Source organism: Kitasatospora sp. NPDC089509, assembly GCF_044749365.1.
In the GTDB taxonomy this organism is placed as follows: Bacteria; Actinomycetota; Actinomycetes; order Streptomycetales; family Streptomycetaceae; genus Kitasatospora.
The window spans coordinates 33820-47217 of record NZ_JBIVHS010000034.1 but is presented as its reverse complement, the minus strand read 5'-3'; the positions used below and the strand labels follow the sequence as shown (position 1 = coordinate 47217).

11 protein-coding genes are annotated in these 13398 nt (G+C 74.1%); 2 read left to right on the top strand and 9 right to left on the bottom strand.

Annotated elements, in window-relative coordinates:
* The first annotated feature begins 81 nt into the window (after window positions 1-81).
* Window positions 82-1533 (top strand): DHA2 family efflux MFS transporter permease subunit, encoded by a 1452-nt coding sequence (locus ACIP4P_RS40925; RefSeq protein ID WP_400928271.1) that lies wholly within the window; start codon window positions 82-84, stop codon window positions 1531-1533.
* Window positions 1534-1681: 148 nt separating this feature from the next.
* Complete coding sequence (locus ACIP4P_RS40920; protein WP_400928268.1) at window positions 1682-3544, top strand: S9 family peptidase; 1863 nt, start codon at window positions 1682-1684, stop codon at window positions 3542-3544.
* 21 nt (window positions 3545-3565) lie between these two features.
* Here ACIP4P_RS40920 and ACIP4P_RS40915 read toward each other — a convergent pair whose 3' ends face one another.
* From ACIP4P_RS40915 to ACIP4P_RS40875, 9 genes are all read right to left on the bottom strand, one after another.
* On the bottom strand, window positions 3566-4366 hold the full coding sequence (locus tag ACIP4P_RS40915) for an SURF1 family protein (protein WP_400928265.1): 801 nt from the start codon (window positions 4364-4366) through the stop codon (window positions 3566-3568).
* A 73-nt stretch (window positions 4367-4439) separates the two neighbouring features.
* On the bottom strand, window positions 4440-5606 hold the full coding sequence (locus ACIP4P_RS40910) for a hypothetical protein (protein WP_400928262.1): 1167 nt from the start codon (window positions 5604-5606) through the stop codon (window positions 4440-4442).
* Complete coding sequence (locus tag ACIP4P_RS40905) at window positions 5599-6144, bottom strand: SigE family RNA polymerase sigma factor (protein WP_350506293.1); 546 nt, start codon at window positions 6142-6144, stop codon at window positions 5599-5601. Before ACIP4P_RS40905 ends, ACIP4P_RS40910 begins: the two co-directional genes overlap by 8 nt.
* 315 nt (window positions 6145-6459) lie before the next feature.
* Window positions 6460-7542 (bottom strand): aspartate-semialdehyde dehydrogenase, encoded by a 1083-nt coding sequence (locus ACIP4P_RS40900; protein ID WP_400928257.1) that lies wholly within the window; start codon window positions 7540-7542, stop codon window positions 6460-6462.
* A gap of 28 nt (window positions 7543-7570) precedes the next feature.
* A complete protein-coding gene (locus ACIP4P_RS40895) occupies window positions 7571-8851 on the bottom strand; it encodes an aspartate kinase (protein ID WP_400928254.1) in 1281 nt (426 codons plus the stop codon).
* A 355-nt stretch (window positions 8852-9206) separates the two neighbouring features.
* Window positions 9207-9929 carry a DUF5063 domain-containing protein gene (locus ACIP4P_RS40890; protein ID WP_400928251.1) on the bottom strand — a complete coding sequence of 241 codons (723 nt, stop codon included), beginning with the start codon at window positions 9927-9929 and terminating at the stop codon, window positions 9207-9209.
* Window positions 9922-10521 (bottom strand): recombination mediator RecR, encoded by a 600-nt coding sequence (gene recR / locus ACIP4P_RS40885; protein WP_030392621.1) that lies wholly within the window; start codon window positions 10519-10521, stop codon window positions 9922-9924. Before recR ends, ACIP4P_RS40890 begins: the two co-directional genes overlap by 8 nt.
* 248 nt (window positions 10522-10769) lie before the next feature.
* Entirely contained in the window at window positions 10770-11108 is a 339-nt protein-coding gene (locus ACIP4P_RS40880) for a YbaB/EbfC family nucleoid-associated protein (protein ID WP_350517360.1), read from the bottom strand.
* A 67-nt stretch (window positions 11109-11175) separates the two neighbouring features.
* Window positions 11176-13365, bottom strand: coding sequence for a DNA polymerase III subunit gamma and tau (locus ACIP4P_RS40875; RefSeq protein ID WP_400928247.1), 2190 nt, complete (start codon window positions 13363-13365; stop codon window positions 11176-11178).
* Window positions 13366-13398 lie beyond the last annotated feature (33 nt).

The window sequence follows — 13398 nt, the reverse complement described above, 5'->3', positions numbered from 1 at the left end:
AGTACGGGACGGAACGAGACGGGGGCGCCGCTGCGGGGGTGCGGCGCCCCGCACCCCCGCACCCCCGGAGGAGAGCCCGAGATGAGCACCGCGCTGGACACCCGCCGCCCCGCCGCGGCCGACCAGGCCAGACAGACCGACCAGGCCGAACAAGCCGCCCAGGCCGCCTCGGCCGCCCCCAGGGGCCTGCTGCCGGTCGTCCTGACCGCCACCTTCATGACCGCCCTCGACACCTTCGTCGTCAACGTCGCCGTCCCCTCCGTCCAGGCCGATCTGGGCGCGGGCCCGGCGGTGGTCCAGTGGGTGATGGCCGGGTTCGGCCTGGCCCTCGCGGTCGGGCTGGTCACGGCCGGCCGGCTCGGCGACCGGTACGGCCGCCGCCGGGTGTTCGCGCTCGGCCTGGCCCTGTTCACCCTCGCATCGGCGGGCTGCGGCCTCGCCCCGACCGCCGGCGCGCTGGTCGGCGCCCGGGTCGTGCAGGGCCTGGCGGCCGCGCTGATGGGCCCGCAGGTGCTGGCGATCCTGCGGACCGCGTTCGCCGGCGCCGCCCAGGCCCGGGCCTTCGCCCGGTACGGGCTGACCATGGGTGTGGGCGCGGTGTTCGGCCAGCTGATCGGCGGGCTGCTGATCCGCGCGGACCTCCTCGGCCTCGGCTGGCGCAGCTGCTTCCTGATCAACCTGCCGATCGGTCTGGCCGCGCTGGCCGCCGTCCGCCGCTGCCTGCCCGAGTCGCGCGCCCCGCAGCGGCCGGGGCTGGACCCGGTCGGGGTCCTGCTGGTGACGCTCGCGCTGACCGCCCTGGTGCTGCCGCTGATCCAGGGCCCGGGCCTCGACTGGCCGCTGTGGACGGTGCTCTGCCTCGCCGGCTCGGCCGTCCTGCTCACCGCCTTCGCCGTCCACCAGCACCGCACCACCCGGACCGGCATGCCGCTGGTCGACACCCGGCTGTTCCGCAGCCGCGCCTTCCGCACCGGACTGCTCGCCCAGCTGGTCTTCTGGCTCGGCCAGGCCTCCTTCTTCCTGGTGCTCGCCCTGCACCTGCAGCTGGGCCGCGGGCTGGACGCGCTCGGCGCCGGGCTGGTGTTCACCGCGATCGGCCTGGGCTACCTGCTCACCTCGAACGCCACCCACCGGATCACCGCCCGCCTCGGCGAGCCCCGCACGATCACCGTCGGCGGCCTGCTGATGGCCCTCGGGCTGGGCCTGCTCGCGCTCACCGCCCACCTCACGGCGGACGGCAGCGTCTGGTGGCTGGCGCCCGGGCTGTTCGTCGACGGTCTGGGCATGGGCCTGGTGATGGCCCCGGTCACCACCGTCGCCCTGGCCGCCGTCGAGCCGGAGCTGGCCGGGGCGGCCGCCGGGGTGGTGGCCACGGTGCAGCAGGTCGGCGGCGCGGTCGGGATCGCGCTGATCGGCCTGGTCTACTACGGCGCCGCCGAACCGACCGCCGCCTTCGGCCGCAGCGTGACGGCGCTGGCGGTACTGGAGCTGGTGCTGGTGGGACTGGTCCGGCTGCTGCCGCGCCGTTCGTGAACACCGCGGGCGACTCGTGAACACCGCGGCGCGACTCGCGAACGCCACCGCACGGCGGCTCGCGGACACCGCCACAGCGAAGGACCGGCGGGGGTGAACCCCGACCGGTCCGTTCCGTTCCCTCCCCCCGATCGGGTTGGATGGTCGGATGAGCGAGGAGAAGAGCGCCGTACCGGCGTGGGAGCAGCGGTTCAGGGCGGCCCGGGTGTCGCTGCCCGACTGGGCCGAGGACGCCCCCGACCGGGCGCTGTACGTGTCCAACTCGACCGGCACCTACGAGGTCTACGCCTGGGACCGGACCACCGGCGCCCACCGCCGGGTCACCGACCGCCCGAACGGCACCACCGACGCCGAGCTGTCCCCGGACGGCGCCTGGGTCTGGTGGTTCGACGACCAGGACGGCGACGAGTTCGGGGTCTGGCGCCGCCAGCCCTTCGCGGGCGGCCCGGACGAGGAGGCCGTGCCCGGCCTCGCCGCCTCCTACTCGGCGGGCCTGGCCCTGGGCCGGGACGGCACGGTGGTCGTCGGCCGGTCCACCGACGAGGACGGCACCACCCTGCACCTGCGCCGCCCGGGCGCGGCCGAACCGGTCGAGATCTACCGGCACGAGGAGTACGGCGGCGTCGGCGACCTCAGCCACGACGCCACCCTGCTCGCCATCGACCACACCGAGCACGGCGACGCGATGCACTCGGCGATCCGCGTGGTCCGGCTGACCGGTGACGCCGTCGAGACCGTCGCCGAACTGGACGAGGTCACCGGCCGGGACGAGCCGCGCGGCGTCGCCTGCCTGGGCTTCGCCCCGGTCGAGGGCGACACCCGCCTGCTGGTCGCGCACCAGCGCACCGGCCGCTGGGAGCCGATGATCTGGGACGTCGCCACCGGCGCCGAGACCGCCCTCCCGCTGCGCGACGAGCAGGGCCGCGAGCTGCCCGGCGACGTCTCCGCGCAGTGGCGCCCGGGCGCCGGGGCCCTGCTGGTCGAGCACGAGTACGAGGCGCGCAGCGAGCTGTTCACGTACTCCCTCGCGGACGGCCGGCTGACCCGTCTGGAGACCCCGCGCGGCACGGTCGGCGGCGCCACCGCCCGACCGGACGGCACCGTCGAGTACCTGTGGTCCTCGGCCGCCGAGCCGTCCGCCGTCCGCTCCACCGCAGGCGAGGTCGTGCTGCGGGCGCCCGGCCCGGTGCCGCCCGGCTCCGTACCGGTCGAGGACGTCTGGGTGGACGGGCCCGGCGGGCGGGTGCACGCCCTGGTGCAGCGCCCGTCGACGGCCGGCCCCGGCCCGTACCCGACCGTCTTCGAGGTCCACGGCGGCCCGACCCACCACGACAGCGACTCGTTCGCGGCCGGTCCGGCCGCCTGGCTGGACCACGGCTTCGCGGTGGTCCGGGTCAACTACCGCGGCTCGACCGGCTACGGCCAGGCCTGGACCGACGCGCTGCACGAGCGGGTCGGCCTGATCGAGCTGGAGGACATCGCGGCCGTCCGGGAGTGGGCGGTCTCCAGCGGCCTGGCCGACCCGGCGCGGCTGGTGCTCACCGGCGGCAGCTGGGGCGGCTACCTGACCCTGCTCGGCCTGGGCGTGCAGCCCGGGAGCTGGTCGCTGGGCGTCGCCGCCGTGCCGGTCGCGGACTACCACACCGCGTACGCCGACGAGATGGAGGCGCTGAAGTCGCTGGACCGCACGCTCTTCGGCGGCACCCCGGAGGAGGTGCCGGAGCGCTTCACCGCCTCCTCGCCGTTGACCTACGTCGAGCAGGTGCGGGTGCCGGTGTACATCAGCGCCGGGGTGAACGACCCGCGCTGCCCGATCCGGCAGATCGACAACTACGTCGAGCGGCTGGAGCAGCTCGACAAGCCGCACGAGGTGTACCGCTTCGACGCCGGGCACGGCTCGCTGGTGGTGGAGGAGCGGATCAAGCAGCTGCGGCTGGAGATCGACTTCGTCCGGCGGCACCTCGGCGTTCCGGACGGAAACGGGAACGGGAACACCGAAGCGGCTGGCTGAGCGACTGAGCCGACCAGCCGGTCAGTCCAGGACCGGGTCCAGCCCGAGGGCCCGGTCCTGCTCCGCCTCCGCCTCCCGGCGCACCAGGCGGAACCACATGAAGATCACGAAGCCCGCGAAGACGAACCACTCCAGGGTGTAGCCCAGGTTCTGGAACGCCCGCAGGGTGAGCCCGTCCCCGCCCTCCGGCTGCACGGTCGGGACCTCGGTCAGCCCGGCGGGCACCTGGTCGGCGGCCACCCAGCCGTCGTACCAGCCGTCGTACTCCAGCACGTTCAGCAGCGAGGCCCGGTTGATCATGCCGAGCTGTCCGGCGGGCAGGCCGCCCGCGACCGCGCCGTTGCTGCCCACCGACTCGTTGGCCTGCAGCCGTCCGGTCACCGTCACCGGCCCGGAGGGCACCGGTCCGCCGGGCAGCGCTCCGGCCCCGGCGGCGGCGGGGTTCCCGGGCACCCAGCCCCGCACCACGGCGACGGCGTGTCCGTCGGCGGTGCGCAGCGGGGTGAGCACGTAGTAGCCCTGCTTGCCGTCCAGCACCCGGTTGGGGACGAGGAGTTGGTGCTCGGTGTCATAGCTGCCGGTCACCGTGACGGGCTTGCCGACGGTCTCCGTGCTCACCTGGGGGGTGGCCGGGCCGAGCAGCGCGTCGATCGGCCGGGCTTCACTCGAAGCGGCGAGCGACTGCTTGGTCTCCTGATGGGTGGAGACGCGGTCCTCGAACCGGCCGAGCTGCCAGGAGCCCAGCCAGAGGCAGACCGCCACGGCCGCCACGGCCAGGGCGGTGCCGCCCAGCCAGCGCGGAGTCAGGAGGAACCGGTACACACCCCCCACGGTAACCACTCCTCACACCGTCCCGGACCACAGGGTCCGCCGCAGCGCGGGATCCGCGGGGTCCTCAGCCCGCCGCGGGCGTCCCCGAGGGCTGGGTCGGCGCCCCGCCGGCCTGCTGCACCCCGCCCCGGTAGAGCGTTCCCCCGCACGCGACCGGCAGCGCGGCCGTCGCGGCCGCCGGGCTGCCCGGGGCCGGGGTGTGGGCGATGGTGGCGGTCGGCGCGGCGGCGGTGGGGTTGCCGCTCGGGGTGGCGGTCGGGCTCGGTGCCGTGCTGGGCTCGGCCGTCGGCGAGGCGCTGGCCGGCGGGTTGGCGCTCGGCGCCGCCGACGATCCGCCGGCGGCCGGGCCGGCGCCCGAGGAGCCGATCGGCGGGGCCTGGGTGGTCAGCGAGGCCTGGTTGACCCCGTTGGTCGGTGCGCCGGTGGCGCCGCCGGAGGTGCCGCAGCCCTGGTCCGGGATCCAGGCGAAGGGCACCTTGTAGCCGGCCTGCGGGGCGAGCACCGGCGGCTCGGCGTCCATCGCGGGCAGACCGGTCGCCGGGTCGCCGGGCGCGTGGTCGGCGGTGCGGACCCGGCTGCGGTCGGTGCCGACGACACCGGTGACGGACACCGCGCCCGGTCCGCCGACCCGGCAGCTGTGCCCGGAGACGTTGTAGACCGTGAAGGAGCCGTAGATCCGGCCCTGGGCGTCCGCCGCGCCGACCTGGGCGGTGCCCTGGCCGAGGTCCGACCGGGTGCACAGCGGGACGATCCCGCCGTCCCCGGTGCCGGGGGCGCCGGTGGGGGTGGCGGTGCCGGGGCGGCTGGCGTCCGCGCCGGGGCTCGGCGAGGCGCTGCCGGAGCCGGTCGGGCTGGCGGTGCCACCGCTGCCGGCACCGGGGTGCGGGCCCGGGCCGGTGGCGCCACCGCCGACGGCGGCGCCGCTGGGGGCCGCCAGGGTGGCGCCGTCGGCCTGCGCCGAGCCGGGGCCGCCGGAGAGTCCGAGGTGGTCGCTCTCGTGCAGGACGGGCAGGACGACCGCGACCGCCAGTGCCAGCGCCGCCGCACCGGTCCAGGCCCCGCGCCGGGCGGCCCGCCGCCGGGGTACGGCCTGCCGGATCCGGGGCAGGGCGCCGACCCCGGGCTGGATCCCGTCCACCGCGTGCCGCATCAGCTCGCGCAGCGCCCGTTCCTCGGTGGAGAGGCCCGGGACGTCGTCGTCCCCGGGCAGCTGCCGGGCGCCGTCAGCCATGTCCGGCCTCCATCTGGACCCGGAGGGCGGCGAGTCCGCGCGAGCCGTACGCCTTCACCGAACCGAGCGAGATGCCCAGGGTCTCGGCGACCTGCGCCTCCGTCATGTCCACGAAGTAACGCAGCACCAGAACCTCCCGCTGACGGCGTTGCAGACCCTTCAGCGCGGCCTTCAGCTGGTCGCGCTCCAAGGCATCGTAGGCACCTTCTTCTGCACTGGCCATGTCAGGCATCGGCTTCGGCAGCAGTCGCAGGCCGAGGATCCGGCGGCGCAGCGTGGAGCGGGACAGGTTGACCACGGTCTGCCGCAGGTAGGCGAGGGTCTTCTCGGGCTCGCGCACCCGGCGCCGGGCCGCGTGCACCCGGATGAAGGCCTCCTGCACGACGTCCTCACAGGTGGAGAGGTCGTCCAGGAGCAGCGCGGCGAGGCGCAGCAGCGAGCGGTAGTGCGCCTGGTAGGTCTCGGTGAGCAGGTCCTCGCTGGTACCCGCGTCGGTACCCGCGCCGGAGTCCGCCGCACCGGGTGCGGCCGCGGTCATCTGGTCTTCTTCCGGCCTACTCGAAGACCACGGGGTGCGCGACGGGAAGGTCACCACGGCCCTCGCCGGGATGCCCGCCCTTGCCCCCACCATCACGTTCGCCACGCCCGTTGGACACTCGATCCCCTGTCATGGTTGCCCAGCCCGGGGGCCATTCTTCCGCATCGGCGGAAGAGGCCTCCAGGGGATTCCCACGGGATTCCGGACAGATTGTGTCGAGGAGCGGACACAGGTCCGGACAACAAGGGGCACAAAGGACTCTCCGACCCCGCCCTGCTCCGGCCCACCAGCGCCCTGCTCCGGCCCACCGACGCTCTACTCCGGCCCCTCGGCGCCGCGTTCCTGCCCCACCGTCAGCTCACCGGCCACCAGTTCGGCGATCTGCAGCAGGTTGAGCGCGGCCCCCTTGCGCAGGTTGTCGCCGCAGAGGAAGAGGTCGAGCGCGTCCGGCTCGTCCAGCGCCCGGCGCACCCGCCCGACCCAGACCGGGTCGGTGCCGACCACGTCGTTCGGGGTGGGGAACTCCCCGGCCGCCGGGTCGTCGTAGAGGACCACGCCGGGCGTCTCGCGCAGGATGTCCTGGGCGTGCTCCTGGCTGACCTCGCGTTCGAAGCGGGCGTGCACGGCCAGCGCGTGGGTCCGGACCACCGGGATCCGCACGCAGGTCGCGGAGACCTTCAGGGCGGGCAGGCCGAGCACCTTGCGGGCCTCGTCGCGCAGGCCGAGCTCCTGGGCGGACCAGCCGCCCTCGCGCAGACCACCGGTCCAGGGCACGGCGTTGAGGGCGAGCGGGGCGGCGAACGGGCCCTCGTCGGCGATCACCGCGCGCAGGTCGCCGGTCTGCCGGCCGACCTCGGTGCCGGCCACCAGGGCGGTCTGCTCGCGCAGCGCCGCCACACCGGCCCGGCCCTCGCCGCTGGCGGCCTGGTAGGTGGCGACCACCAACTGCTCCAGCCCGTACTCGGCATGCAGCGCGCCGACCGCCGCGACCAGCGCGAGGGTGGGGCCGGCCGGGCTGGCCACGATGCCGCGCGGACGGATCCGCAGCGCGGCCGCGTTGACCTCGGGGACGACCAGCGGGACGTCCCCGGCGGTGCGGAAGACGGCCGAGTCGTCGACCACCACGACGCCCTTGGCCGCCGCGATCGGCGTCCACTGGGCGGCGACCTGGTCGGGGACGGCGAACACCGCGACGTCGATCCCGGCGAAGGCCTCCTCGGTCAGCGGGACCACCGCGACCGGCTCCCCGCGCACCACCGGCGTACGGCCGGCCGAGCGCGGGGAGGCGACGAGTCGGACCTCGCCCCAGACGTCCTGACGGAGCGAGAGCAGGCCGAGCAGCACCTCGCCGACCGCGCCGGTGGCGCCGACGACGGCGAGGTTCGGGCGCCGGGTCATCGCCCGGTGCCCCCGCCCGGCTCCCGGATCATCGCCCGGTGCCGCCGTAGACGACGGCCTCGTCGCTCTCGCTGTCCAGCCCGAAGGCGCTGTGCACGGCGCGGACCGCCTCCGGCACGTCGTCGGCGCGGGTGACCACCGAGATCCGGATCTCCGAGGTGGAGATCAGCTCGATGTTGACGCCCGCGGCGGACAGCGCCTCGAAGAACGCGGCGGTGACGCCCGGGTTGGAGCGCATGCCGGCGCCGACCAGCGAGATCTTGCCGATCGCGTCGTCGTAGCGCAGCGACTCGTAGCCGATGCCCTCCTTGACCCGGCCGAGCGCGTCGATGGCCTTCTGGCCCTCGGCCTTCGGCAGGGTGAAGGAGATGTCGGTCAGGCCGGTGGACGCGGCGGAGACGTTCTGCACCACCATGTCGATGTTGACCTCGGCGTCGGCGATGGCACGGAAGATGCGCGCCGCCTCGCCCGGCTTGTCGGGCACGCCGACGACCGTGACCTTGGCCTCGGAGGTGTCGTGGGCGACCCCGGAGATGATGGCCTGCTCCATCTCGCCCCCTTCGGGCTTGTTCGGATTGTCGTTGCTGACGATCGTCCCGGGAAGACCCGAGAAGGACGAGCGTACGTGAATCGGGATGTTGTAGCGGCGCGCGTACTCCACGCAGCGGTCGAGCAGCACCTTGGAACCGGACGAGGCCAGCTCCAGCATGTCCTCGTACGCGATCCAGTCGATCTTGCGCGCCTTCTTCACCACCCGCGGATCGGCGGTGAACACGCCGTCCACGTCGGTGTAGATCTCGCAGACCTCGGCCTTGAGCGCGGCGGCCAGCGCGACGGCGGTGGTGTCCGAGCCGCCCCGGCCCAGCGTGGTGATGTCCTTGCTGCTCTGGGACACACCCTGGAAGCCGGCCACGATCGCGATGTTGCCCTCGTCCAGGGCGGTGCGGATGCGACCCGGCGTCACGTCGATGATGCGGGCCTTGTTGTGGACGGAGTCCGTGATGACGCCGGCCTGGCTGCCCGTGAAGGACTGGGCCTCGTGTCCCAGGGATTTGATCGCCATGGCCAGCAGCGCCATGGAGATGCGCTCTCCAGCGGTCAGCAGCATGTCGAACTCACGGCCGGCAGGAATCGGTGACACCTGCTCCGCGAGTTCGATGAGCTCGTCCGTCGTGTCGCCCATTGCGGACACCACGACGACGACCTCATGGCCGGCCTTCTTGGCGTCAACGATTCGGCGGGCAACGCGCTTGATGCCTTCGGCATCCGCAACGGATGAGCCGCCGTACTTCTGCACGACAAGGCCCACGTGCGCTCCTCGACTAGTGTCGTTTTCCGGGGGCGTCAGGCCCCCGTACCCCCGGGGGAAAGGGGGCTGCGGTCCGCGTCAGTCTACCGAGCAGGGGTGCCCTGACCGGCGCTTTCCATATGATGAGACGGCCGTTTCAGCACGTGGGCGGCGGTGCGGGCGGTTCCACCGTCAGGTCTGCGGGGCTTTCGGCGCGGTTCCGAAGAATCCTCGGAGGAATGCCCGGTGGCACGGCCGGATTTCTTTTCCGGCCGGATTGCTGAGGCATTCGTCACAAGCGCCGACGGCCCCTGGGACGGGTGGGGCCCTGGAGGCGCGGGTGGGCCCTCGGAGGCCCGGCCGGCCGGTTGTCGACCTATCGGCCGAGACCGAGCTCGGCCGCCATCAGATCGCCCGCCTGCTGCTCCAGCTGCTCGTCGGTGAGCCCGTCGTCGTCGATGTCCGCGCCGTCCGCCGCCGCACCGATCGGGCTGTCCAGCCGGACGTGGGCGATCAGCGACTGCAACGCCCGCAGCACCGCCGTGCAGGTCGTGCCCCAGTTGGAGAGGTACGAGAACTGCCACCACCAGAGCGCCTCGCTGACCCGGCCCTCGCGGTAGTGGGTCAGGCCGTGCTGCAGCTCGCTGACCACACCGGCCAGGTCGTCCGAGATCCGGAAGGCGTTCGGCTTCTCCGGCGGGCCGTAGGGGTCGAAGACCTCGTGGTAGACGTCGATCGGCGCGAGCAGCACGGCGAGGCGCTCGCGCAGCTGCTCGCCGTCCGGCTCCGGCCCGGCGTCGGGCTCGAAGCGGTCCTCCGGGACGACGTCCTCGATCGCGCCCAGCCGGCCGCCGGCCAGCAGCAGCTGCGAGACCTCCAGGAGCAGCAGCGAGACCGCGCTGCCCGGTTCGTCGCCCTTGGCGACCTCGGTGACGGCGAGCACGAAGCTCTCCACCGAGTCGGCGATCTGCACGGCGAAGTCGTCCGGCTCCGAGCCGTGGCCGTGGGTGTGCGGGGCACTGGGGTGTGCGGCGTGGCCGCCGGGCTCCGCGTGGGACCGCGGGCCGTGGGGCTGCTGGTTGATCGTCCGGTCAGACATCGAGCAGTCGTCTCCCTTCGAAGGCGCGGCCGAGGGTGACCTCGTCCGCGTACTCCAGGTCCCCGCCGACGGGCAGTCCGCTCGCCAGCCGGGTCACCTTCAGGCCCATCGGCTTGCAGAGCCGGGCCAGATAGGTGGCGGTCGCCTCCCCCTCCAGGTTGGGGTCGGTGGCCAGGATCAGCTCGGTGACCGTACCGTCCGCGAGGCGCGCGAGCAGCTCACGGATGCGCAGGTCGTCCGGGCCGACGCCCTCGATGGGGCTGATCGCGCCGCCCAGCACGTGGTAGCGGCCGCGGAACTCACGGGTGCGCTCGATGGCGACGACGTCCTTGGGCTCCTCGACCACGCAGATGACGGCGAGGTCGCGACGCGGGTCCAGGCAGACCCGGCACTGCTCGGCCTCCGCGACGTTGCCGCAGACCGCGCAGAACCGGACCTTGTCCTTGACCTCCAGCAGCGCGTGCGCGAGCCGGCGCACGTCGACCGGGTCGGCCTGCAGCACGTGGAAGGCGATCCGCTGGGCGCTCTTGGGCCCGACGCCGGGCAGCCTGCCCAGTTCGTCGATCAGGTCCTGAACCACGCCCTCGTACAACGTCGCGCCTTCCCTCGGATGGTCGGAGGTGCTCCGGTGCCATCATCCAACGAATCGGGCGCCGGACACACCGGCCGACGCCCGACTCCCATCGAAATCACATGGATCCCACATGGATCCATCGTCCGTTCGGACTCGCGGGCCCCACCGTCGCCGGGGCCCGCAGCCGACCCCCGTCACTGGCCTGACCTGCGGGTTCTCCGGCCCAGGAGGCCAGGTCCCGTCCGGCAGGATCGGCCGGGCAGGGCCTAGAACGGCAGACCGGGGATGCCGCCGCCCATGCCCTGGGTCAGCGGGCCCATCCGCTCGGCCTGCATCTTCTGGGCCGCCTGGTTGGCGTCCCGGACGGCCGCCAGGATCAGGTCCGCCAGGGTGTCGGTGTCCTCCGGGTCGACCGCGGCCGGGGCGATGGTCAGCGCCACCAGCTCGCCCGAACCGGTCACCGTCGCCTCGACCAAGCCACCGCCGGCCGTACCGTTCACCTTCGCCTCGGCCAGCTCCTGCTGGGCCTTCGCGAGCTCCTGCTGCATCTTCTGCGCCTGCTTGAGCAGCTGCTGCATGTTGGGCTGACCACCACCGGGGAACACGGCTCACTCCTTGCTGTCACACGGTTCTACGTTCGTCCTCGTCGAGCCTACGGGCCCGGGGGCCCGCTCAGTTGCCGCGGTGGTGGATCTCCTCCAGCACCGTGGCGCCCAGCTCGCGGATGATCAGCTCCTGGCCGGAGAACGCCTCCTCGTTGAGGTCCGGATCGTCCTCCTCCGGGATGTCGTCCTCCGGGGCCACCGACTGCACCGGGCGGGCCGGGGGCGCCGCCACCGGCGGCGGGGGCTGCACCGGCGCGGGGACCGGGGCCGGGGCCTGGGTCGGGGCCTGGGGCTGGAACTGCGGGGACGGCGGGGCCTGGACGGGCGCCTGCGGCTGCACCGGGGCGGGCGCGGCCATCGGCGGCGCGGCGGCCGCCGGACGCGCCGGGGCGCCCCAACCGCCACCGGCCGGGGCTGCGGCGCCGCCTCCCCCGCCGCCGCCCGGGGTCCCGGACGGGTCGACGATGCACTCGATCCGCCAGTCCACGCCCAGCGCGTCGGACAGCGCCTGACGCAGCACGTCGTCGCTGTTGCTGCCGACGAAGCTGTCCCGGGCGCCCGCGTTGATGAAGGAGACCTGGAGCGTGCTGCCGTCGAACCCGGCGACCTGGCCGTTCTGGCTCAGCAGGATCCAGGTGAAGCGGCGACGGTTCTTGACCGCCTCCAGGATCTGCGGCCACAGCTGCCGGACCTGCGCCGCGCCCTGCTGGGCGGCGGCGGAGGGCTGGCCACCGGGCGCGGCGACCGCGGCGGGCTGCGGGGCCTGCTGGACCGGCGGGGGCGGGGTGGGCGCGGGCTGCGGGGCGGCCTGCGGCTGCGGCACGGCGGGGGCGGCGGCGGGAGCCGCTGCGCCACCGGCGGGCGGGAAGCTGCGCGGGATCGGCCAGGCGCCCGGGGCGGGCCCGGCGGGGGCCGCCGGCGGAGCCTGCACGGGGGCGGGGGCCGCCTGCACGACGGGCGCCACGACCGGCGCGGGCACCGGGGCGGGGGCCTCCATCGACGGGACGGACGGGGCCACCGGAGCCGCCGGGACGGCCATCGGAGGAGCCATGGGAGCGGCCATCGGAGCCATCCCGGCCGGCGCGGCGAAGCCGCCCGCGGCCGCCCGGCGCTCCAGCTTGTCCAGCCGCGCCTGCAGCGACAGCTCGTCGCTGTACGCGCCCGGCAGCATCACCCGGGCGCAGATCAGCTCCAGCTGGAGCCGCGGCGCCGCGTTGCCGCGCATCTCGGTCAGCCCGGTGTTGACGATGTCGGCGGCCCGGCTCAGCTCGGCCGCGCCGAACGCGTCCGCCTGCGCCTGCATCACCGCGACCCGGTCCGCCGGGGCGTCGATCAGCCCCTTCTCCCCCGCGTCCGGCACGGTGGCGAGGATCACCAGGTCGCGCAGCCGCTCCAGCAGGTCGGTGACGAAGCGGCGCGGGTCGTGCCCGCCCTCGACCACCCGGTCGATCACCTGGAACACCGTCGCCCCGTCGTGCGCGGCGAAGGCATCCACCACCTCGTCCAGCAGCGCCGAGTCGGTGTACCCGAGCAGTGACGTCGCCATCTGGTACGTCACGCCGCCCTCGGCGGCACCGGCCAGCAGCTGGTCCATGACCGACATCGAGTCACGCACCGAGCCCGCGCCGGCCCGCACCACCAGCGGGAACACCGGGTCCTCGACCTGGATGCCCTCGCGACCGCAGACGTCGGTCAGGTAGTCGCGCAGCGTGCCGGGCGGGACCAGCCGGAACGGGTAGTGGTGGGTACGGGACCGGATCGTCCCGATCACCTTCTCCGGCTCGGTGGTCGCGAAGATGAACTTCAGGTGCTCCGGTGGCTCCTCGACCACCTTGAGCAGCGCGTTGAACCCGGCCGAGGTCACCATGTGGGCCTCGTCCAGGATGAAGATCTTGTACCGGCTGTGCACCGGCGCGAAGAAGGCCCGCTCGCGCAGCTCGCGCGCGTCGTCCACACCACCGTGCGAGGCGGCGTCGATCTCGATCACGTCGATCGAGCCGGGCCCGCCGGTCGCGAGGTCCTGACAGGACTGGCACTCCCCGCAGGGCGTCGGGGTCGGCCCCTGCTCACAGTTCAGGCAGCGGGCCAGGATGCGTGCGCTCGTCGTCTTGCCACAGCCGCGTGGCCCGCTGAACAGGTACGCGTGGTTGACCCTGTTGTTGCGCAGGGCCTGCTGGAGCGGAGCGGTCACGTGCTCCTGCCCGATGACCTCCGCGAAGGTCTCGGGGCGGTAGCGGCGGTACAGGGCTAGGGACACACCCCCGACGATATCGGGACGGACCGACAAACG